The organism is Clostridium sp. HCP1S3_C6 (assembly GCF_052066735.1).
GTDB lineage: Bacteria > Bacillota > Clostridia > Clostridiales > Clostridiaceae > Clostridium.
On the sequence record NZ_JBQHRN010000030.1, the window covers coordinates 1 to 22415 of the forward strand.

Here is a 22415-nt window from a genome sequence, read left to right on the forward strand (position 1 = left end):
CATTAAATCTATTAAATAGCCTTGGATAAAACTTTTTTTGAATACTCAGACATTCTTTTATTGGATTTTTTTCTAACTTATTTTTAATTCTTTGTTCTTTCCTTCCCATAAAACCTCCTGTGAGACAAAGTTTTTCTTTTATTTTACTTCATCACACGGGAAATGCGTAGATTTCTACACAATTTAATGAGAATTTTTTTACCTTTCAGTTCTGTCTTCTATAATAAAATTCAAAAAATATATTTCTTTTTAAATTTTATATAAATTGTTAATATAAAATCTTATATTTACTTTAAAATTATTTTTCCTCTTATATTATATTGATATATATGTTATAATTATTGATTGTAAGTTAAGTATATTTTTTTAGGAGTGATTTATTATATGAAAAAAAGTTGTATTCCTAATATATTTACATTTATTAATTTATCTTGTGGTGTTTTTTCATTATTATTCACCCTGGAAAGTAATTATATTTGGGCTGGAATATTTATTTTAATTGCTGGACTAGTCGATAGATATGATGGACGTATTGCTAGATTTCTTGAAGTATCAAGCGATCTTGGAAAAGAACTTGATTCATTAGCAGATTTAGTTTCTTTTGGAGTAGCTCCTGCAATGTTATCATATATAGCATTTAATTTAAAGAATTTTGGACCTTATGGATTTTTGGGACTTGTTATATTAATTGCATTTCCAATATGTGGTGCCTTTAGATTAGCAAGATATAATGCTTCAACTTTTAATGGAGTTTATACAGGAGTTCCAATAACAATTATAGGATGCATTATGGCTCTATATTCAATAATATGTGTTTGTTCTAATTTTACAGATAAACTACAAATTTTAACTATAGTTCTTTTAATAATTGGTTCTTACTTAATGGTAAGTACATTAAAATTAAAAAAGGTTTAAAAAAAGCGCTATATGCGCTTTTTTTAATATAAATATTTTTATTCGCTATGATAAACTAAGTCATTATGAATCTCATTCATTATCTCACTTTTATCAATTTTATTTAATACAGCTTCATTTTTATACAAACAATATTTACAATAAGAACCTTCACATTTTTGAATAGCCTTTAATAGATCATCAATTATATCTCCAATTTTATCGATTCTTTCTATAGCATGCTTAAGTTCATTTTTTCTAATAATAGATGTTCCATTCAATTCTGCAGTACTGCTAACTAAAAGTCTATACATTTCAACATATGTCCTAAGTTGTATGCTAAGGTTATTTAATTCACCATAATGACTCTTAATTAATTCATCATAGGTCATAATTTCACCAGCCTTTACAAAATAGCCCTTTGAACATATTCACAATCTATATCTTTATAAATATTACTTTCCTCATCATTTATAAAATTTCTATAAAGTTCATTTTTATCAACTTCACAAATATTTTTTTCCTTCATAACCTCACATAAATATTCGTCAGGATAATTATAATACACTCCTTATCACTCCTTTATTTTTTACACACTGGTTTAAAATAAGATCGTGGAAACTTGCAAAGTGGACAGTACTTAGGTGCTTCATCACCTTCATATATATAACCACAATTCATACATTGCCACAAACTATCCTTACTACTTTTAAATATCTTATTTTCCTTTACTTTTTCTAATATATTTTTAAACCTTTTTGCGTGATAAGCTTCTACTTCTTGAAGTTCCTTATAAAAATCTGCAATATCTTCAAAGCCTTCATCCCTGGCTGTTTTCTCAAAATCTTTATAAATATTAGTACTTTCTTCTATTTCCCCTTTTAATGAGTCTTCTAAATTTTCTTCTGTACATCCACATTTACTTAAATACTTGCAAAAAGCCTCCCTTGCGTGAGCTTTTTCATTATCAGCTGTAATTTCAAAAACTTGCGCTATCCATCTATATCCTTCACATTCTGCTTTTTCTGCATAAAGGGTATATTTATTTCTAGCTCTTGATTCTCCTGCAAATGTCTTATAAAGATTTTTTTCTGTTTGACTACCTTTAAGATTCATTGTATTCTCCTAAGTATTATTTCCCTTACTTAATAATATTCTCTTTTAAAATTTTTGTTACAAAACAAAATGCCTATTAATAACTAAATATCCATAATACTTATATTTTTCTGATCACTACATATAATTACAAATTTTTTACCTTCTTTTGTCTTGGTAATTAATCTTACTGCATATCCCCATAAAGATTGAATGTACTTAATAGTTTCTCTTGCATAAGAAATATCAAGCTCTCGACCATCAAATACATGCTTAAGTATTAATGTATTATCTTTTTTCAAAAGTTCATTAACTCTAATATATGGAATATTTCCCATACCACATTCTGAAGCTAAATCATTTCTTATTACCTTCCATCCCTTATCATCTGATATTTCTTCAACTATATAATCAAAACTTTTTTTATTATATTTAAAAAGGTTAAGTTCCGAACATAATTCTTTTGTTAAATATTTTCTTATAAATGAAGAATCTCTTTCTAGTCTTCTTACTTCAAAAATTTTATTTCTTCCATATCTTTTTTCTATATCTTGAAACATTCTAAATCCAATATAATAAGGATTAATACCTCCTAAAATAGGTGCAACAACATCATTATGCCTTTTTAAAAATTCTAAATAAAGGTCATCTTTCATATTAAGTTCCTTTAATATTGTGTAATGAAAATAACTTGCCCATCCTTCATTCATAATTTTAGTTTCTATTTGGGGCAAAAAATATTTAGTTTCTCTTTTTACTATTCTAAGTATTTCTTTTTCCCATTCTTGAAGATTTCCATACTTTATAATAAATTCTAATAAATCATCTGATGGTTCTAATGGAATTCTTTCTAAATCTGGCTCTTCTATAATTTCTTTAGAATCTAAAATGCCCCTTGATTCTTTTTTTCTATTATATTCTGATATTAAATCCTTTTTAATCTCTTCATCAGTTTTTTCTTTACCGCCTATAAATCTATCTATGTTATATCTTATAGCATGGGCAGCATCTATAATTCTTTCAACCTTCTCATAACCTATTCCTGGAGTATTTATATAATTTCTTATAATATCTGCATCTAATTTAAACATTTCAAGAGCATTATCTGCATTTGTGCCTTCTACAAAAAGTCTGTTATTTTTAAAAAAATCATTATGTCCATATACATGAGCCATTGTCAATATTTGAAGAAGTAATGTATTTTCTTTCATCAAATAAGCAAGACATGGATTACAATTAATAACCATTTCATAAGGAAGTCCTGTTAAATTAAATGAATATAATGTCTTATTTTTTTCATATGCCTTTCCATAACTCCAATGTGGATACCTTGATGGCATTCCCACATATGCTTCATATCCAAGCATTTCTTTAAAGCCCACCATTTCATATTCCTGAGGATAAAAATCTAATCCAAGCTCTATAGCTTTTTTTTCTATTTTTTCATTCCACTCTTCAAGATCTTTAATATTGTAATCCATACTATTCCTCCTTCATACCACTACTTAGCATTAACTTTATTGCATCCCATAACTCCTTTTTTTCTTTAACTATTACAGGTACAAATTTGTCATTTTTTATTTCTTTAATAAATCTATAATACATTGTAGTAGAATAAGTTGATGGTAATAGTTCTGCATAGCCTACCATATTATTTATTTCACATAATTTTTTTACTGATTCCATAGCTTTTTCATTATCTTCTGTCCAATTATCACCATCAGAAGCATATATAGTATATAAGTTCCATACTTCTTTAGGATAATTTTTTTCTATTATATCTAAAGCCATATCTAAGCCACTAGATATATACGTACCTCCAGATTCTGCTTTGTGAAAAAATTCATATTCATTTACTCTCTTTGCTATTGTTGTATGAGACACAAATTCAAAAGCAATATTATTATATTTTTTTCTAAGGAACTTAGACATTATAAAAAATAAAGACCTTGCAAGATATTTTTTTGAATTATCCATAGAACCTGATACATCCATGATAAATATCATTACTGCATTACTTTCTCTTTTAGGTTTACTTTTAACTCTATAATACCTTAAATCTTCCTCTCTAAAAGGAAATCTATCTATCTTATCATCTAAACCTGCTTCTTTTAAAGCCCTCTTCTTGCCTTGCTTTCTTGCAAGCTTTGTAACAACTGTTTTTTTCTTTGCGAGACGAGGATTTATGCCATATCTTTGATATCCCTTTTTCTTATTTGAACTTTCAGTTAATATTTCTGAATACTTTTTTCTGTCTAAGTTTGGTAAATTCAAATCTTCTGTAATATAATCCAAAAGTTCATCTAATGTAATTTCAGTTTCATATACATCTTCACCTTCATTGTTTCCAGCTCCCTTATTTCCTCCCACACCTGAATTTGTTTCATCCTCACCAATTTTTTGGCCTCTCTTTTCTTCACCAGTTCCAGATACTATACCATTATTATTTTTTCCATAAACAAATTGATATTCCTTAATGCCTCTTATGGGAATTTTAAATTTTCTATTTTTACTTTCTCCTATTATACTTTCTTCTGATAAAATATCTCCTAAATTTTCTTTTATAGTTTTTTCTACAAGTTGCCTATGTCTTCTTCTATCCTCAATAGATCTGTCATGTTCTACAACATTATCACTATTATCTCTGAAAATACCCATAAGCTACTTTCAATCCTTCCATAGGTTATTTGCTGCATATTTAAGAATTACATCACAGCAATGCATACAATATCCCTTACTTTTCATTTCTTCTACCATTGCATTATATTTTTCAGTTTGCTCTTTATTTCTTACACGTGATTTTGTAACGATTCTTGACAAATCCTTTACTGAAGCCATAAGCTTCTTTTCTATTGCTTCTTTAAGAGGTTCGTATGACTTATAATCTATTTCACTTCCATTTCTAACAAGATAGAACATATAAGATGTAACATCTGCTCTAAATCCTTTTGATGAACTTTCTGAAATGCCTATTTGTTCTTCTATATTCCTCATAAATTCCTCATCTGGATTTAATTCTTCACCAGTTTGTGCATCTTTTATTTTTGATTTATTTACAAAAGCTTCTGCATTATCAATATAATTATTAAATAAACTTTCCGCCTGTTCTCTAAATGAGTGAATAAATGCTTTTGTAATTTCTTTTTCTAATATTTTATTGTATTCTTTTCTTATAGTATCTTGTATAAAACCTAGATATTTTTTCTTTTCATCATTTCCAATATCTAATTCTTTTACAGATTTTATTATACTTTCCATTATGCTAAGGGGATTTATACAATTATATTCTGAATTGGACAATGCATTATCAATGGCTTTTACTATAAATCTAGTTGATATTCCTTTCATTCCTTCATAAGGTCCTGCTTCTTCTCTAAGTTCCATAATATCAATTCTTTTTGTTGTTCCCTTTTCTACTATCTCCTCTCCATTATATATTTTTAATTTTGTCATAGCATCCACTTTTGCAGAAGGTGAAAGTCTAGAAAGAATTGCAAACATAGCGGCAATTTCCATAGTATGAGGTGCTATATGAGCTTTAAAATCACTTTTTTTAAGAAGCTTTTCATAAATTTTTATTTCTTCATTAAGTTCTAAGCAATAAGGCACTTCCACTTTTACTATTCTATCTAAAATAGCTTCATTAGTATGATCTGATTTAAATTTATTCCACTCAGCTTCATTAGAATGAGCAACTATAACCCCATCAAAATAAATCATTGCCCCTTTTCCTGGCGATGGCACAGATTTTTCCTGTGTAGCTGTAATTATAGTATGAAGATATTCAACATCATTTTTAAATACTTCAATAAATTCTACCATGCCTCTATTACCAACATTAAATGCACCATTAAGTGAAAATATTCTAGGATCGTCTTCTGAATAAAGATCCATTTTTGATATATCAATTGATCCAGTTAGTATAGATGTATCCTGATTATTGGGATCTACAGGTGGTACAACACCTATACCTTTTCTTGATCTTATTGAAAAATTTGTTTTTTCTATTGGAATTTCTTCATATTTATTTTTATATTGATGCTTTAATTTATATCTACAAGCAGGACATAAATCTCCCTCAATTTGGACTCCAAGCATTTTTTCAAATTCTGGCCTTAAATGCTTTGGTATTAAATGCAAAGGTTCTTCATGTATTGGACAATCTTTTATAGCATATACTGGTGGACATTCTTCAAGAGCTTTCTTTAGACTTTCAACAATTGATGATTTTCCTGCACCTACAGGTCCTACCAAGTAAAGTACTTGTCTTGATTCTTCACCCTTCATTGCTGCAGAACTAAAATAATTAACAATTTTCATTATTACTTTATCAATACCATAAAAATTATCTTTAAAAAAACCATACTTTCTTATAGTCTCATTACCATATATTCTTTTTATCCTTGGATTTTCTTCAGCCTTTAATACTTCAACACCTCTATCTTTAATAATGTCATACATTCTTTTATGTGCAAGTTTTGGTATATCCGGATTTTCTTTTACTATCTCTAAATAATCTAAAAAGGTTCCTTCAAACTTTTCCTTATTCTTATTTTCTCTATCATTTTCAATAAATTCTTTAAAATCCATCTGCATTCCCCTCCCTTTACTTAATATATATTCATATATATCCTCAATCTATACCAACAAATTTATTTATTAACTTATATTTATCATTAATTTAAATATGCATAAAAAAATAAACAATGAAACTGTTCATTTTCATTGTTTATTTCCATTTATAATATGAAGAATATCTTCACCATACTTCTCTATTTTCTTTTCCCCTACGCCTCTTAAATTTATTAATTCTTCTTTTGTTTTGGGCATACTATTACATATGTCTATAAGACTTGAATCCGAAAATATTATATATGGTTTTATGCCTTCAAGAGAAGCTCTATTTCTTCGCCAAATTTTTAATTTTCTATAAAGTTCACTATCAATTGCAGTGCTTTGTTCGTCTAATACAGTCATAAAATTTTTTTTACCTAAAAGTATATCCATTGATGTACTATTTAATTTAAGCATTGAATATGTACCTTCTTTTAAAGTTACTGCATTTTCTTCAAGCATCTTTTTTATTAATGATTTAATATATGTAATATTACTTTCTCTCATTATCCCAAAAGTAGTAACCTTATTTAAATTGTTCTGTATTATTTTAGGCCCTTTTATTCCTCTTAATATATCACACAAAACTGATATACCATACTTTTCCCTAGTTCTGAAAACCGTAGATAAAATAATTTGAGCTTCTCTTGTAAAATTCCTAAGGTTATCATTTTTTAAGCAATTACTACATGTACCACAAAATTTCATTTTTGAATTTCCATCAAAGTATTTTATTAAAAAGCTTTTATAACACTTATCACTTTCACAAAATTCGATGATGCTTTGAAGTTTTTTTAATGCAATTTCTCTTCTTTTTAAATTTGTACTTTTATTAATTAAAAATTCTACTCTCCTAATATCTTGCCTATTATACATAAGATAACATTTGGACACTTCACCATCTCTACCACTTCTTCCAATTTCCTGATAATAGCTTTCTAAATTTTTAGGAATAGTTACATGAATTACATATCTAACATTTGATTTGTCAATTCCCATACCAAAAGCATTAGTTGCAACCATTATAAGTTTTTTTTCAAATAAGAAATCCTCTTGATATTTCTTTTTTAAATTATCTTCCATACCACCATGATACATTGACACACTGTAACCATATTCTTTTAAATAATTATAAACATACTCAACCTCTTTTCTTGAAAGACAATATATTATACCAGATTCATCTTTATGTTCTCCTATAATATCTTTTATCTTTTCTAATTTTTCTTCTTCCTTCAAGATATTTATAATTAAATTTTCTCTGTTTATATCTCCACAATAAACATAAGGATTAACAAGGCCTAAAAGTTTCATGGAATCATCTTTAACTTCATTTGTGGCAGTTCCTGTAAATGCAGAAATAACAGGTCTTTTATGTAATTTTCCAGTAAAATATTTTATATTTCTATAACTTTCACGAAAATCATGTCCCCACTCAGATACACAATGAGCCTCATCCACTGCTATTTGTGATATATTCAAATTTTTAAATATATCTACAAATCTTTTCAAATTTAATCTTTCAGGTGCTATATATATTATTTTTACATTTTCATTTTTAACTTCACTTATTATATTGTTAATATCTTCTAATTTCTGAGTACTATTTATATATGATGCTTTAATTCCTAAATCATTTAAATTATCTACTTGATCTTTCATAAGGGAAATTAGAGGAGATATAACTAAAGTTATTCCTTCCATTAAAAGTGCTGGTACTTGATAGCATATGGATTTTCCAGCTCCTGTAGGCATAATGCAGAATATATCTTGCCCAGATAAAATTCTACTTATAATCTCCAATTGACCCTTTCTAAAATTTTCATATCCATAGTATTTTTTTAATATGAATTTTGCATTATTAATCATTTGATTTTTATTCATTGATGTATAATTATCATACATAAAATAATCCCTCAAATTTAAATATTAAAGCATATAAAAATGATTTGTAGGTCCCTTTCCACGACCTATTTTATCTGCATTTTTTATTGCATTTGTAACATATTCTTTTCCTTTTCTTACTGCTTCCTTTAAACTCATTCCATTGGCAAGATTTGCAGCAATTGCTGAAGATAATGTACAGCCAGTTCCATGAGTACATGTTGATTTTACTCTCTCTTTTGAAAAAATTGTATATTCCTTTCCATCATATAAAAGATCAGTTGCCATTTCTTCATTTTCATCCATATGGCCACCTTTTATTAATACAGCTGAGCATCCTAATTCAATTAAATTTGCAGCTGCATATTTCATATCTTCTATTGTACTAATTTTTATATTTAATATTTCTTCTGCTTCTGGAAGGTTTGGAGTTATTAATGTAGCCATTGGAAATAACTTTTTAATAAGTGTATCTTTTGCATCATCAGATAATAATTTGCAACCACTTGTAGATACCATAACTGGATCAACCACCACAAAGGGTAAATTATCTACACCTTCTAAGCTTTCTGCTATTGCATTTATTGATTCTATTTTTGATACCATTCCAATTTTTACAGCATCAACATTTATATCACTAAATACTGCTTTTATTTGTTCTTTTATCATTTTAGGTGTAACATCTAAAATATCATAAACGCCCATTGTATTTTGAGCTGTTATTGCTGTTATTACACTCATTGCAAATACCTTGTTTGCACTCATTGCTTTAATATCTGCTTGTATTCCTGCACCTCCTGATGAATCTGAGCCTGCTATTGTTAATGCTGTTTTCATTTTTAACCTCCATAATTTTCTTTTTAAATCTATATTGATAATATTATTTAAAAGTTTGTTTTGTCAATTGTTTTTGTTATCTTTCTTAAATGAATTAAGAATTAAGGATTAAGTCAGCCTTCGCCGATACGCTCGGCTTAATTAAAAATTGAGGATATTTTTGCTCCTTACATCGCAAAAATTTTAATTATATTGATGTAGGTGGACAAGCTACAGCTTCAATCCTTACACTAAATCCTACATAAAACCTAATTATACCAATACTCCGTTCCTAAACACAACAATTCTTAATTATCTCCTTAGGAGATTGGCTTTAAGCGTAGCGCAAAAGCCACTTAATTATTAATTCTTAATTTCACAGCTAAATTTGTAGCCTAATTAAGGAATAAAAAATTAAATCAGCCATGGCCCATGTGCTCAGCTCAATCAATATTTATAAAAACAACTTCCCCCAATAAATTCTCTAAGTATTGAATTTTCAGGAACCTTTGTAAATTCTATTTCCTTAAAGAAATTCAAAAATGATTTTAATCTTACTGCTTCGTTGTATACAGGACTATTTTTTCTTATTTTATTGAGTTCTTTTAATGCATAAGGCTTAAGAACACAAAGTTCATATACAAGAGTAGAATTAAACATTGCATCAGCCTCTTCTTGGTATACAAATATATTTTTCTTTTCACCTTTTTTTATTGAAGGCCACATAGAAAGAGTATCTTCACCACCGTAACCTCTTGATAAATAATCTCTTACTATTCTTCTTATTTTTCTAACATCAGTTGTTGCAATTCTATTATGATTATCTAAATTAAGCTGAGTAAGAGCAGAAATGTATATTTTAAACTTATTTTTATCAGGTATTTCTGATGTAAGAATCGGATTAAGTCCATGTATACCTTCAATTACAAGAACACCATTTTCAGGAAGCTTTAGTTTTGTTCCATTTTTTTCTCGCCTTCCTGTTTTAAAATTGTATATAGGTATTTCTGCCTCATTACCAATTAGCAACTCCCTTAAATCCTGATTAAATAATTTTAAATCAATTGAATATATAGATTCAAAATCATAATCACCATTTTCATCTCTAGGTGTAACATCTCTATTTAAGAAATAATCATCTAAAGAAATTCTGACAGGCACTAAACCATTTACCCTAAGCTGCACACCTAGTCTATTAGCAAATGTGGTTTTACCTGATGAAGATGGACCTGCAATTAATACTATTTTTACATCTTTTCTATTTGCTATATTATCTGCTATATATGCTATTTTTTTCTCATGAAGAGCCTCTGATACTAATATAAGATCTCGAAGTTCATCTGAAAGGACCTTATCATTTAAACTTCCCACCTCGCTAGCGCCTAAAATATCAAGCCATTTCTTTGTTTCATAAAATATTTTTGCAAGAGATTTTTGTTCTTTAAACTCTTCTAAAACATTTACATTCTCTTTACTTGGATTCTTTAGTATAAATCCATGCTCATATTTTATTAAATCGAAAGCCTTTATTATACCTGTTGAATATGCCATTGGTCCATAAAAATAATCATATCTTCCATCAAGTTCATACAAATGTACAGTTTTAAAATCCATTTGACTTAAAAGCTGTATTTTGTCTTTCATGCCATATCCTCTAAATATATTAATTGCCTTTTCTTTAGTAACTTCTATTTTTTTTATTTCCATGTCCTTTTTAATTATTTCCTGCATCTTATCTTTTATAAGAAGTATATCTTCTTCTGATAATTTATCTTCTTTAATTATTTCTCCAAAAGTTCCATTTGATATAGAATGTTCAATCTTTATTTTTGCATCTTCAAATATTTCAAGAGCTGCTCTTATAAAAATATATTGAAGTGTTCTTTCATATACTTTAAAGCCTTCTTCTGAATCTACAAAAATAGGACTGATTGTTCCTTCCTTTTCTAGCTTAGAGCAAAGTTCTTTATGTTCTCCAGAGAAATTTATCAAAACTATTTTCTCATCATCATTGTAATAATCACTTACTATTTTCTTAAAAGAAGTATTTTTTTCTATTTCTACTGTTTTTATATTATTATTATTATTATTATTTACAATATCAATTTTAAATTTATCCATAAATATCATCTCCTTATTTAGAAAAACATGAATATTTAATTATATTTTATCAAATATTATCTATGAGGTGTTAATAAATGTTTATTGTTTTAATTAGGACAGTTATATTATATATATTAGTAGTTATTGTAATGAGACTTATGGGAAAAAGACAAATTGGTGAGCTTCAACCTTATGAATTTGTTATTACAATTATGATCTCTGATTTAGCCGCACTACCTATGCAAGATACAAGACTTCCTTTACTGTTAGGAATTGTACCCATTATAACCTTGCTTTTTATAAAAAATCTTTTATCTACAATTCAATTAAAAAATCAACATACAAGAAAAATAGTAGATGGTGAGCCTTGTGTTTTAATATGCGAAAATAAAATTAATTATTCAGCACTAAAATCTCAGCAAATTACTATAGATGAATTATTAGAAGCCCTACGTCTTTTAGGTTATTTTGACCTATCTGACGTACAATATGCAATTCTTGAAAACAACGGAGATTTATCAGTCCTAGAATCATCATCTAATTCTAAAAATACTAATAAACAACCAATATTACCCAAAATCCTTGTTACTGATGGAGAAATCAACATAAATTCCTTAACTAGCACTGGACAAAGTAAAAGTGACATAGAAAAAGTACTTAATAATCATGGTATTGATTCTATAAAAAAGGTTTTAATAGCAATGTATGATACTAATGGCAAATTTAAGTATCAATTATTTGATGAGTATAATAAAAAATAAATTTGAGAGGTGTTTTTATGAAAACAACTTATATTTCAACAATATTATTCTTATGCCTTATTCTTTTTATATCCTTTGCTGATTTTAAACTCCAAAAACTTTATAATAATATATCGGTTGAAAGTGATATTATTGAAGACTTATTAAATGATTATAATTGGGATCTTGCCTACGAAAAAACTACAACTTTAATTGAAAATATAAAAAAAGAATCCCTATTATCATCAGTTTATGTTAATCATGTTGATTTTGATAATATTTCTAATGAAGCAATTAAATTATGTAGTTATATTCAATGTAAAGATATTTCTGAATCTCATGTATCTGCAAATATTTTAAAATCATATGCACAAATAATAAAGGAATTGAATAAATTTAGTTTGAAAAATATACTATAAAAAAAGAAGCTGTAAAATACAACAAAAATATTTTACAGCCTTTATAATTTATCTTTATTCTTCAGCTACTGCTTGAACAACATTAAGCTTAGCAGCCCTACTAGCTGGTACAAGACCTGCTATTAATGAGATAATAAATGTAATTACCATAGCAATTGCTATATTATTAGGAGTTATGAAAATTACAAATCCACTATTTTTAATTATAAATTCATTAGCAAATACTATTCCGCCACTAGACAGTACTGCACCTAATACACATCCAGAAATACCTATTATTATTGATTGCAACAAAAATATTGACCTTATGTTTGATCTTGAACCACCAACTGACCTCATAACACCAATCATCTTTCTCTTTTCTTGAAGTATCATTGTTATTGTATTTACAAGACCAAGTCCTGCAACTACTAAAACAATAATTCCACCAATTGATAATATTGACTTAATTATTGTTCCTACTGCTACAAATATATCACTAAACATACTATAACTCATACATGCATATCCTGTTTCATTTTGAATATCAGTTGCAAGTACAGTACCTTTTACGTCATCATTACATGTTGCTCTTACATTTGTGTATCCTTTTTCACTAATATAATTATCTATATTTTCAAAATATCCAACTAAAGGTTCTGCCTTCTTTTCATCCATTACTACACTGTCTGCAAAGCTTTGTCTATCAAGGACACCTTTTACAATTCCAGTAACTTCAAGTGGTTCTTTAGTTTTTAATCCTTCTATATCTAGTTTTTCTACCTTAACAGTAATTTTTTTTCCTATTATATCTTCATTATTATCTATTCCAAGTCTTTTTAATAAATTTTCTCCTATTAGTAAATCCTCTTCCTTATTGCTTATTTCACTTCCTGCTATAAGTTTGTCACCATGATCCTTTTCATATGTTGTATTTTCACCAATAACTTTAATAGATTTGTTTACATACTCTCCACTTTCTAGTTTATATGATGTAACATTACCACTTATACTTGCATATACCTTCTTTACACCATTAACCTTGCTTATGGCTTCAATGTCAGAACTTGATATTTTCTTAAAGGCTTCATCATCTTCCTTATTAATCTTCTCTTCATTATCTGAAGTTTCATCCTCTGAAACTTCCTTAAAATCTTCTGACATTTCTCCTCCCATTGCGACTGTAAGTGTTTCATTAGTTTTTGACGCATCTTTAGGATATACAATAATTGTATTAATATCACCAAAACTTTGCCCAATCTCCTGCATTTTACTTATAACACCATCACCAACTCCAAGTAAAACTATTAACAGAAGTGCTCCTATAGCTACTGCTATTATTGTAAGAAGTGATCTTCCTTTCCTGTTTATCAAGTCATTAAAGGCAAATTTTATTTTATCTATAAATTTCATTTATTACACCTCCTACCTTCTTAATGCTTCAATTGGATCTAATTTTGCTGCCTTATTTGCAGGAGTTATTCCAGAAACAAGTGCAATTACCATTGCAAATATAAATATAATTAGCAACCAATATACAGGTAATCCAACAGAAATAGTTAATGGAAGGTTTTCTTTTGCAATCATTGAAGTTGCAATACTTTGAACTATTTTATTTATTCCAACTCCAAAAAGTATACCAAAACCACCGCCAATTACACCTATTAATGATGATTGAATAAGAAACATTGTTCTAATAGCACCACTACTTGCACCAACTGATTTCATGACACCAATGCTTTTAGTTCTTTCCATTACCGCCATTGACATAGTATTTATTATTCCAATTGCTGAAACTACTAGAACTATTACACCTAAAACAGCAAATGCAGTATTAATACTTCCAATATTTTCATTAATCGCATCAGCCATATCAGCTGAAGAACTGTAAAGATAATTTAAATCTTTAATTTTTTCACCAACTTCATCCACATCTTCTATAGTTTTAGTAACAACGGTAGCATATTCATATCCATGAGATTTAAAATAATCCTTCTCTGTATATATAAAGCTTAATAATTGTGAAGCATCATTTATGTTCATAACAATGCCATTTCCATTTTGAAAATTACCGTTAATAATACCTTTTATTTTGAATTTTTTAGATTGTAATTCATTTGTTTGAGAGCTTTTAACTAATATTTCAATATCAGTTCCAACAGCATCTTCAGCAGTAACATTCATTTTTTCTAATACCTGCTCACCTATTAACACTTCGCCTGCAGTATTATCAAGTTCTTCTCCTGCTTCTATTGGCTTTAATGAATTATCATTATTATTCTTCCTAACTTTCTCAATTTCATAGTCTGGAAACAACTTTGCACTTTCATTATAACCAGTAAACATAGTATTACATTTATACTTTTTATTATTATATTTTATATAATTTGCATTTCCTGATAAAATAGCAGTTATATTTTCAACTTGATCCATATCCTCTATATCTTTTATAAAGTCATTAGTAATTGGTTTACTATAATCTTCTTGCAAGGATGTTGGTGTTGCATTATCTTGTTCTTCTTCTGTCATGTATCTATATGGATTAACTGATATATTTCTTGCACTATCCTGGTCATTTACCATATCATTCATAAGCTGCTTTACACCACTTCCAAGTCCAACCATAGTTACTATAAGTAATGTACCAATTGTAATTCCAAGGGATGTTAGAATAGTTCTTCCTTTTCTTTTCCATAAATCCCTTAGAGACATTAAAATATATTCTTTAAATTTCACTTTTCAATCCTCCTTTAAGGGTTTTATTGTTGTTTTACTATATCAGAAGTAATTTTACCGTCCATTATCTTAACTACACGCTTTGCCTTATTAGCTTCTTCTGGGTTATGTGTAACCATTATAATAGTAAATCCTTTATCATTTATTTCCTTAAACAATTCCATAATTGATTCACTACTTTTTGAATCAAGATTTCCTGTAGGTTCATCAGCAAATAATATTTCCGGTTTATTTACAAGGGCTCTTGCAATAGAAACCCTCTGTCTCTGACCTCCTGACATTTCATTAGGTTTATGATTATAAAAATCTTTAAGACCTACCATATCTAATGCTTCTAGTGCTCTTTTCTTTCTTTCTGATTTTTTTACGCCAGCAAATATAAGTGGCATCATTACATTTTCAAGTGCTGTTTGAGAATTTTCCAAATTAAAAGCCTGGAAAACAAATCCTATTTTTTCATTTCTATACTTAGATAATTTTTTATCATTAAGTTTGCTTATGTCTTCTCCTTCAATACACACACTTCCTACTGTTGGTGTATCAAGGCCTCCTATAATATGCATAAGAGTTGACTTTCCTGAACCAGAAGGTCCAATTACAGCTACATATTCACCTTTTTCAACATTTAATGAAACGTCATTTAAAGCTACAAATTGTTCTTTTCCCATTTTGTATACTTTAGATATACCTTTTACTTCTATCATAATTTAATCTCTCCTCATAATTTATTACTAGTACTTTTTTTCATAATTACATAATAAAGCAAATAAATTAACTAAATATTAAGATTTTCTTACAATAAACTTAAAAATTCTATATAGTTATAGATAATGTATTTTATAAATATTCATCCTTAGTCTTCAAAATTAATATTTATGCATATTTATTCTTTATGTTCACTACAAATCAGCAGCAACGAAGTAAAAAAATTAATAATATTTGTATAAAAATTACCCTTGCATAATTATTCATATGAATGTATAATGTATGCATAAAGTAATTTTGTACATTTAATACAATATAAACATATTTTGCGGGGAGGCTACTTAAATGAAAAAATATAACAAAGTTGTTTTAGCTTATTCAGGAGGACTTGATACTTCAGTAATTATTCCATGGCTTAAAGAAAACTATGGTTGCGAAGTAATTGCTGTATCAGGAAACGTTGGTCAAAAATCAGAACTTGAAGGATTAGAAGAAAGAGCACTAAAGACTGGTGCATCTAAACTTTATATAGAAGATTTAACAGAAGAATTTGTTAATGATTATATTTTCCCAACTATTCAAGCAAATGCTATATATGAAGGAAAATATCTTTTAGGTACTTCATTTGCAAGACCTATTATTGCTAAGAGAATTGTAGAAATAGCAAAAAAAGAAGGCGCAGATGCAATATGTCATGGATGTACTGGTAAAGGTAATGACCAAGTTAGATTTGAACTTGCAATAAAAGCATTTGATCCAGATATGAAAATTATTGCTCCATGGAGAACTTGGGAAATAAAATCAAGAGAAGATGAAATAGCTTATGCAGAAAAGAAACAAGTTCCAATAAAAATAAGCTATGAAACAAACTACAGTAAAGATATGAATCTTTGGCATTTAAGTCATGAAGGATTAGACTTAGAAGATCCTGCAAACGAACCAGATTATAAAAAAATACTTGAACTTTCTAAAACATTAGAAGATGCTCCTGATAAGGCTACTTACATTACACTTTCATTTGAAAAAGGTATTCCTGTAGCTCTAAACGGAAAGAAAATGGGCGGAGTTCAATTAATAGAAGAATTAAATAAAATAGGTGGAGAAAATGCCATTGGAATAGTTGATATGGTTGAAAACAGACTTGTTGGTATGAAATCAAGAGGTGTTTATGAAACTCCAGGTGGAACTATTTTATTTACAGCTCATAAAGCTTTAGAAGAAATATGCTTAGATAAACAAACTTCTCACTTTAAAGAACAAGTTGCATTAAAATTTGCAGAACTTGTATATGATGGATTATGGTATACTCCACTTAGAGAAGCTTTAACTGAATTTGTTACAAAAACACAAGAAACTGTAACTGGTGATGTTAAATTAAAACTTTATAAAGGTAATATTGTTAATGCTGGTATGACATCTCCATATTCTCTATACAGTGAAGAATATGCTACATTTGGCGAAGATGCAGTATATAACCAAAATGATTCTGCTGGATTTATAAATCTTTTTGGTCTTCCACTTGTAGTTAATGCAAAAATGAAAGCAAAAAACAACAAATAATAAAGCGAGGAAATTTTATATGAAACTTTGGGGTGGACGTTTTAAAAAAGGAACTAATGCACTTGTAAATGACTTTAATTCTTCTATACACATTGATTCTAGAATGTACAAAGAAGATATAGAAGGAAGTCTTGCACACAACAAAATGTTAGGAAAGCAAGGCATAATTCCAATGGAAGACAGTAAAAAAATCGAAGAAGGATTAAAAACAGTATTATCAAAAATTGATAATGGTGAAATAGAAATTGATCCTACAGCTGAAGATATTCATAGTTTCACAGAAGGAACATTAACAGAACTTATAGGTGATGCTGGTAAAAAACTTCATACAGGAAGAAGTAGAAATGACCAAGTAACTTTAGATTTAAGAATTCACTTAAAAAATGAAATCAAGGATATTTTATCTAATATCCTTGATCTTCAAAAAGTTATATTTGAAAAAGCTTCTGAAAATACAAAAACTATAATGCCTGGATATACTCACATGCAAAAGGCTCAACCAATTACTCTTGCTCATCACCTTTTAGCTTATGGTGAAATGCTTAAAAGAGATATAGGAAGACTTCAAGATGCATATAAAAGAACTAACCAAATGCCTCTTGGTTCTGGTGCTCTTGCTACATCTACATATCCAATAGACAGAGAATTTGTAAAGGATCAATTACATTTTGATTCTGTCACTTTAAATAGTCTTGATTCTGTATCTGATAGAGATTATGTTATTGAAACATTATCTGCTCTATCACTTGTAATGATGCACCTTTCAAGATTTTCAGAAGAAATAATTCTTTGGTGTACAAATGAATTTAAATTTATAGAACTTGATGATGCATATAGCACAGGAAGTTCAATTATGCCTCAAAAGAAAAATCCAGATGTTGCTGAACTTATTAGAGGTAAAACAGGTCGTGTTTATGGAGATCTTTTCACTTTATTAACTGTAATGAAAGGAATTCCTTTAGCTTACAATAAGGATATGCAAGAAGATAAAGAAGCATTATTTGATGCCATTGATACTGCTAATCTTTCTTTAAAGACATTTACAGGAATGATAAAAACTATGAAAGTAAATGTAGATAATATGAGAAAAGGTGCAGCCGGTGGCTTTACAAATGCTACTGATGTTGCTGATTATCTTGTTAAAAAAGGTATGCCTTTTAGAAGTGCACATGGCGTTGTAGGTGAAATTGTTCTTTCATGTATAAAAGCTGATAAGGCAATTGAAGATCTTACTTTAGATGAATTCAAAAAATTCTCATCATTATTTGATGAAGATATATATAAAGCAATTGATTTATTAACTTGCGTTCAAGAAAGAAAGGTTATTGGTGGTCCTTCAACTGAATCAATTAAAATTCAACTTGAAGCACTTAATAAATTTATAAATGACACTACTGATAATTTATCTAAATTATCTTAATTAAATCTTTAAATAAATGAAGAATGATTAGTAATAAAAATTACTAATCATTCTTCATTATTAATTATTTGCAATTTGGGAGGTTAAAATATGAAGTATAAAATCATTGATGGTGGCGTTTGTGCACCAATAGGTTTTTTAGCTTCTGGTCTTCATTCTGGTTTTAAAAGAGTGAAGAAAGATTTAGCTTTAATATACTCAGAAGTTCCTTGCAAAACTGCTGGAATGTTTACAAAAAATATAATAAAAGCTGCCCCCGTTTATATTACAAAAGATCATGTTAAAAATGGTATTGCTCAAGCAATTATATGCAACAGTGGCAATGCAAATTGCTGTCAATTTGATGACGGCATAACAAAAGCTAAAAATACTGCAATTCATCTTGCAAAAGCTTTAAATATTCCAGAAGATTACGTTCTTGTTTCTTCTACTGGAATAATAGGAAAATCACTAGATTTTTCTCTAATAGAAAATAATATAGATAATTTAATAGATAAATTATCATCTACTGGATCAAATGACGCAGCAAATTCAATACTAACTACAGATAAATTTACTAAAGAATATTCTATGGAATTTTTTATAGACAATAAAATTATAAAAATAGGAGCTATTGCAAAAGGATCTGGAATGGTAAATCCTAACATGGGTACTATATTGTCATTTATAACTACAGATTTAGCAATATCCTCTTCCCTTTTAAATGAAGCATTAAAGGAAGCTGTTAATAGTAGCTATAATAAGATAAGCATTGATGGTGATACAAGTACTAATGATATGGTATTAATACTTGCAAATGGTCTTGCAGAAAACAAAGAAATAACTTCTAAGAATGAAGATTATTATATATTTTTAGAAGCCTTAAAAAAACTAAGCATACATCTTGCAAAAGAAATTGCAAGAGATGGTGATGGTGCTACAAAACTTATTGAATGCACTATTAAACATGCAGCCAATGAAGAATCTGCTACTATTTTTGCAAAGGGAATTATAAATTCAAATACTATTAAAGCATCACTTTTTAATAATAAAATAGATTTTGGAAGAATTCTTTGTGCTCTTACAAATTCTAACATTGACTTCAACATAAATAACTTAAATATTACTTTGACAAATTCTAAAGAAGATTCTTTAAGTATATGTTCATGTGGAAATTTAAACAAATTAGACACTAAAAAAGTAAAAAGTATTTTAAATGATAATGAAATAAAATTAATAATAGATATTAATGAAGGAAATTCAAATGTAACTGTCTGGGGCTCTGACTTAACATATGAATACATAAGAGTTACAGGTGATTATAGAAACTTAAAGGGAGGCAGATAAATATGAATTATAAAGTTATATCAGGAAGTGTAACAAGTCCTAAAGGATTTAAAGCAAATGGAATACACTGTGGGGTTAAGGCAGGAACAACAAAAAAAGACTTAGCTTTAGTGTATTCAGAAGTTCCATGTGTTGGTGCTGGAATGTATACAAATAATAAAGTTAAATGTGCACCTATTTTTGTAACAAAAGCTCACTTAAAAAACAACATTGCCCAAGCTGTTATTGTAAATAGTGGTAATGCTAACTGTTGCACAGGTCAAGATGGTCTTGACAAAGCAGAAGAAGAAACTAAAGTTTTAGCAAAGGAACTTAACATTAATTCTAATGATGTTTTAGTGGCATCTACAGGAGTTATAGGAGTTCCATTAAATGTAGATGCAATAAAATCTGGTATACCAGAACTTGTATCTGGTTTATGCAAAGATGGCTCTCTTGCTGCTTCTGCTATTATGACTACTGATACTGTAAAAAAAGAAGCTGCATGTACATTAAATATTTCAGGTAAAGAAGTTACAATAGGTGCCATTGCAAAAGGTTCTGGAATGATAGAACCTAATATGGGAACTATGCTTTCATTTATATCAACTGATGCAAAAATATCAGCAGAACTTTTAGATTCTGCTTTAAGAGAAGCTGTAAAAGTAAGCTACAACAGAATAAGTGTTGATGGTGACACAAGCACTAATGATACTGTAATAATTTTAGCAAATGGAATGGCAGAAAATGAAAGTATTTCATCTAAAAATGAAGATTATTATGCTTTTGTTGAAGCCTTAAAATATATAACTATAGAAATATCAAAAATGCTTGCAAAAGACGGTGAAGGTGCTACAAAACTTATTGAATGTACAGTTAATGGATGCAAAAATGAAAAAGAAGGTGTTATTTTTGCAAAAAGTGTAATAACTTCAAGTCTTGTAAAAACAGCTATGTTTGGTGCTGATGCTAACTGGGGAAGAGTTTTATGCGCATTAGGTTATGCAGGAGTTGACTTTGAACCTGAAAAAGTAGACGTAGAATTTGTAAGCAAAGCTGGTACTATTCTTGTATGTAAAAATGGTGCTTCAGTAGACTTTAGTGAAGATTTAGCAAAGAAAATTCTTCTTGAAGATGAAATCACAATAAAAGTTAATATGGGATCTGGTTCTGAAAGTGTAACTTGTTATGGATGCGACTTAACATATGATTATGTTAAGATAAATGGCGATTATAGAAGCTAGATTTTATACAATAAAATGGGGGGAATAATAAAATAATGAATATTAACGAACGTGCTAATGTCTTAGTAGAGTCATTGCCTTTTATACAAAAATTTAATGGGAAAATAATCGTAGTAAAATACGGTGGTAATGCTATGATTAACGAAGAACTTCAAGAAAGTGTAATAAATGATATAGTTTTAATGAAATGTGTTGGATTTAAACCTGTTATAGTTCATGGCGGTGGACCTTTTATATCTTCATTTTTAAAAAGACTTAATGTACAAAGTAAATTTATCAATGGATTACGTTATACAGATGATGATGCCATAGAAGTTGTTCAAATGGTTTTAGGAGGAAAAGTAAATAAAGACCTTGTAGCTTTAATTGAAAGGGCTGGAGGAAAAGCTCTTGGTCTTTGTGGAATGGATGGTTCATTAATAAAAGCTAAAAAAATGCAAGGCAGTGATGATCTTGGATATGTTGGAGAAATAACTCATGTAAACACTGAAATACTAAAAATGTCTCTAGATGCTGATTATATACCAGTTGTAGGGAGTGTTGCTTTAGGAGAAGATGATAACTGCTTTTATAATATAAATGCAGATACTTGTGCAGCCAAAATTGCTTCTGCACTAAAGGCAGAAAAGCTTATGCTTTTAACTGATGTTCCAGGTGTTATGAGAGATCCTTCTGATCCTGAAACTCTAATTTCATCTTTACGACTTTATCAAGTTCCAAAACTTGTACAAGAAGGAATAATAAAAGGTGGAATGATACCAAAAATAGACTGCTGTGTAGAATCAGTACGTATGGGAGTTGAAAGAGCTCATATAATTGATGGAAGAGTTCCTCATTCAATTCTTTTAGAATTACTTTCACCAGAAGGCTTAAAAGGTCTTGGAACAATGATTTATTAGGA

At 28.4% G+C, this 22415-nt stretch carries 20 protein-coding genes; 8 read left to right on the top strand and 12 right to left on the bottom strand.

The annotated features are described in order from the left end of the window. Nucleotides 1-384: 384 nt before the first annotated feature. Nucleotides 385-915 (top strand): CDP-alcohol phosphatidyltransferase family protein, encoded by a 531-nt coding sequence (locus tag ACTNAO_RS10120; RefSeq protein WP_441028738.1) that lies wholly within the window; start codon nucleotides 385-387, stop codon nucleotides 913-915. A gap of 38 nt (nucleotides 916-953) precedes the next feature. Here the strand turns inward: ACTNAO_RS10120 and ACTNAO_RS10125 are convergent, their stop codons facing one another. The 9 genes from ACTNAO_RS10125 to ACTNAO_RS10165 form a co-directional block, all read right to left on the bottom strand. Further along, nucleotides 954-1286, bottom strand: coding sequence for a hypothetical protein (locus ACTNAO_RS10125; RefSeq protein ID WP_441028736.1), 333 nt, complete (start codon nucleotides 1284-1286; stop codon nucleotides 954-956). A gap of 14 nt (nucleotides 1287-1300) precedes the next feature. After that, complete coding sequence (locus ACTNAO_RS10130) at nucleotides 1301-1462, bottom strand: hypothetical protein (RefSeq protein WP_441028734.1); 162 nt, start codon at nucleotides 1460-1462, stop codon at nucleotides 1301-1303. Between the two features lie 14 nt (nucleotides 1463-1476). Further along, the gene (locus ACTNAO_RS10135) at nucleotides 1477-2010 is read right to left on the bottom strand and encodes a rubrerythrin family protein (RefSeq protein WP_441028732.1); all 534 of its coding nucleotides are present in this window, start codon (nucleotides 2008-2010) and stop codon (nucleotides 1477-1479) included. 83 nt (nucleotides 2011-2093) lie between these two features. Further along, entirely contained in the window at nucleotides 2094-3470 is a 1377-nt protein-coding gene (locus ACTNAO_RS10140) for a SpoVR family protein (RefSeq protein ID WP_441028730.1), read from the bottom strand. Between the two features lies 1 nt (nucleotide 3471). Continuing rightward, nucleotides 3472-4647 (bottom strand): sporulation protein YhbH, encoded by a 1176-nt coding sequence (yhbH, locus tag ACTNAO_RS10145; protein ID WP_441028728.1) that lies wholly within the window; start codon nucleotides 4645-4647, stop codon nucleotides 3472-3474. A gap of 9 nt (nucleotides 4648-4656) precedes the next feature. Then, on the bottom strand, nucleotides 4657-6579 hold the full coding sequence (locus ACTNAO_RS10150; protein WP_441028726.1) for a PrkA family serine protein kinase: 1923 nt from the start codon (nucleotides 6577-6579) through the stop codon (nucleotides 4657-4659). Between the two features lie 132 nt (nucleotides 6580-6711). Further along, entirely contained in the window at nucleotides 6712-8508 is a 1797-nt protein-coding gene (recQ, locus tag ACTNAO_RS10155) for a DNA helicase RecQ (protein ID WP_441028724.1), read from the bottom strand. A gap of 24 nt (nucleotides 8509-8532) precedes the next feature. Beyond that, nucleotides 8533-9324, bottom strand: coding sequence for a bifunctional hydroxymethylpyrimidine kinase/phosphomethylpyrimidine kinase (gene thiD / locus ACTNAO_RS10160; RefSeq protein ID WP_441028722.1), 792 nt, complete (start codon nucleotides 9322-9324; stop codon nucleotides 8533-8535). Nucleotides 9325-9750: 426 nt separating this feature from the next. Next, a complete protein-coding gene (locus tag ACTNAO_RS10165) occupies nucleotides 9751-11424 on the bottom strand; it encodes a nucleoside kinase (protein WP_441028720.1) in 1674 nt (557 codons plus the stop codon). Nucleotides 11425-11501: 77 nt separating this feature from the next. On the opposite strand from ACTNAO_RS10165, the gene ACTNAO_RS10170 reads away from it, so the two are divergent. Both ACTNAO_RS10170 and ACTNAO_RS10175 read left to right on the top strand, forming a co-directional pair. Then, complete coding sequence (locus tag ACTNAO_RS10170; RefSeq protein WP_441028719.1) at nucleotides 11502-12167, top strand: DUF421 domain-containing protein; 666 nt, start codon at nucleotides 11502-11504, stop codon at nucleotides 12165-12167. 17 nt (nucleotides 12168-12184) lie between these two features. Further along, entirely contained in the window at nucleotides 12185-12565 is a 381-nt protein-coding gene (locus tag ACTNAO_RS10175) for a DUF4363 family protein (RefSeq protein ID WP_441028717.1), read from the top strand. A gap of 54 nt (nucleotides 12566-12619) precedes the next feature. Here ACTNAO_RS10175 and ACTNAO_RS10180 read toward each other — a convergent pair whose 3' ends face one another. The 3 genes from ACTNAO_RS10180 to ACTNAO_RS10190 are packed head-to-tail and all read right to left on the bottom strand — an operon-like array spanning nucleotide 12620 to nucleotide 15984. After that, the gene (locus tag ACTNAO_RS10180) at nucleotides 12620-13957 is read right to left on the bottom strand and encodes an ABC transporter permease (RefSeq protein WP_441028715.1); all 1338 of its coding nucleotides are present in this window, start codon (nucleotides 13955-13957) and stop codon (nucleotides 12620-12622) included. Between the two features lie 12 nt (nucleotides 13958-13969). Beyond that, nucleotides 13970-15280, bottom strand: coding sequence for an ABC transporter permease (locus tag ACTNAO_RS10185; protein WP_441028713.1), 1311 nt, complete (start codon nucleotides 15278-15280; stop codon nucleotides 13970-13972). Nucleotides 15281-15303: 23 nt separating this feature from the next. Further along, nucleotides 15304-15984, bottom strand: a complete 681-nt coding sequence (locus tag ACTNAO_RS10190) for an ABC transporter ATP-binding protein (RefSeq protein WP_441028711.1) — start codon at nucleotides 15982-15984, stop codon at nucleotides 15304-15306. Between the two features lie 346 nt (nucleotides 15985-16330). Between ACTNAO_RS10190 and ACTNAO_RS10195 the strand changes: the two genes are divergently transcribed. From ACTNAO_RS10195 to argB, 5 genes are all read left to right on the top strand, one after another. After that, nucleotides 16331-17545, top strand: a complete 1215-nt coding sequence (locus tag ACTNAO_RS10195) for an argininosuccinate synthase (protein WP_441028709.1) — start codon at nucleotides 16331-16333, stop codon at nucleotides 17543-17545. 19 nt (nucleotides 17546-17564) lie between these two features. Next, the gene (gene argH / locus ACTNAO_RS10200) at nucleotides 17565-18965 is read left to right on the top strand and encodes an argininosuccinate lyase (protein ID WP_441028707.1); all 1401 of its coding nucleotides are present in this window, start codon (nucleotides 17565-17567) and stop codon (nucleotides 18963-18965) included. A gap of 90 nt (nucleotides 18966-19055) precedes the next feature. Next, complete coding sequence (argJ, locus tag ACTNAO_RS10205; RefSeq protein WP_441028705.1) at nucleotides 19056-20291, top strand: bifunctional glutamate N-acetyltransferase/amino-acid acetyltransferase ArgJ; 1236 nt, start codon at nucleotides 19056-19058, stop codon at nucleotides 20289-20291. A 2-nt stretch (nucleotides 20292-20293) separates the two neighbouring features. Next, nucleotides 20294-21514, top strand: coding sequence for a bifunctional glutamate N-acetyltransferase/amino-acid acetyltransferase ArgJ (gene argJ / locus ACTNAO_RS10210; RefSeq protein WP_441028703.1), 1221 nt, complete (start codon nucleotides 20294-20296; stop codon nucleotides 21512-21514). A 32-nt stretch (nucleotides 21515-21546) separates the two neighbouring features. Continuing rightward, nucleotides 21547-22413 (top strand): acetylglutamate kinase, encoded by an 867-nt coding sequence (gene argB, locus ACTNAO_RS10215; protein ID WP_441028742.1) that lies wholly within the window; start codon nucleotides 21547-21549, stop codon nucleotides 22411-22413. The last annotated feature ends 2 nt before the right edge of the window (nucleotides 22414-22415 follow it).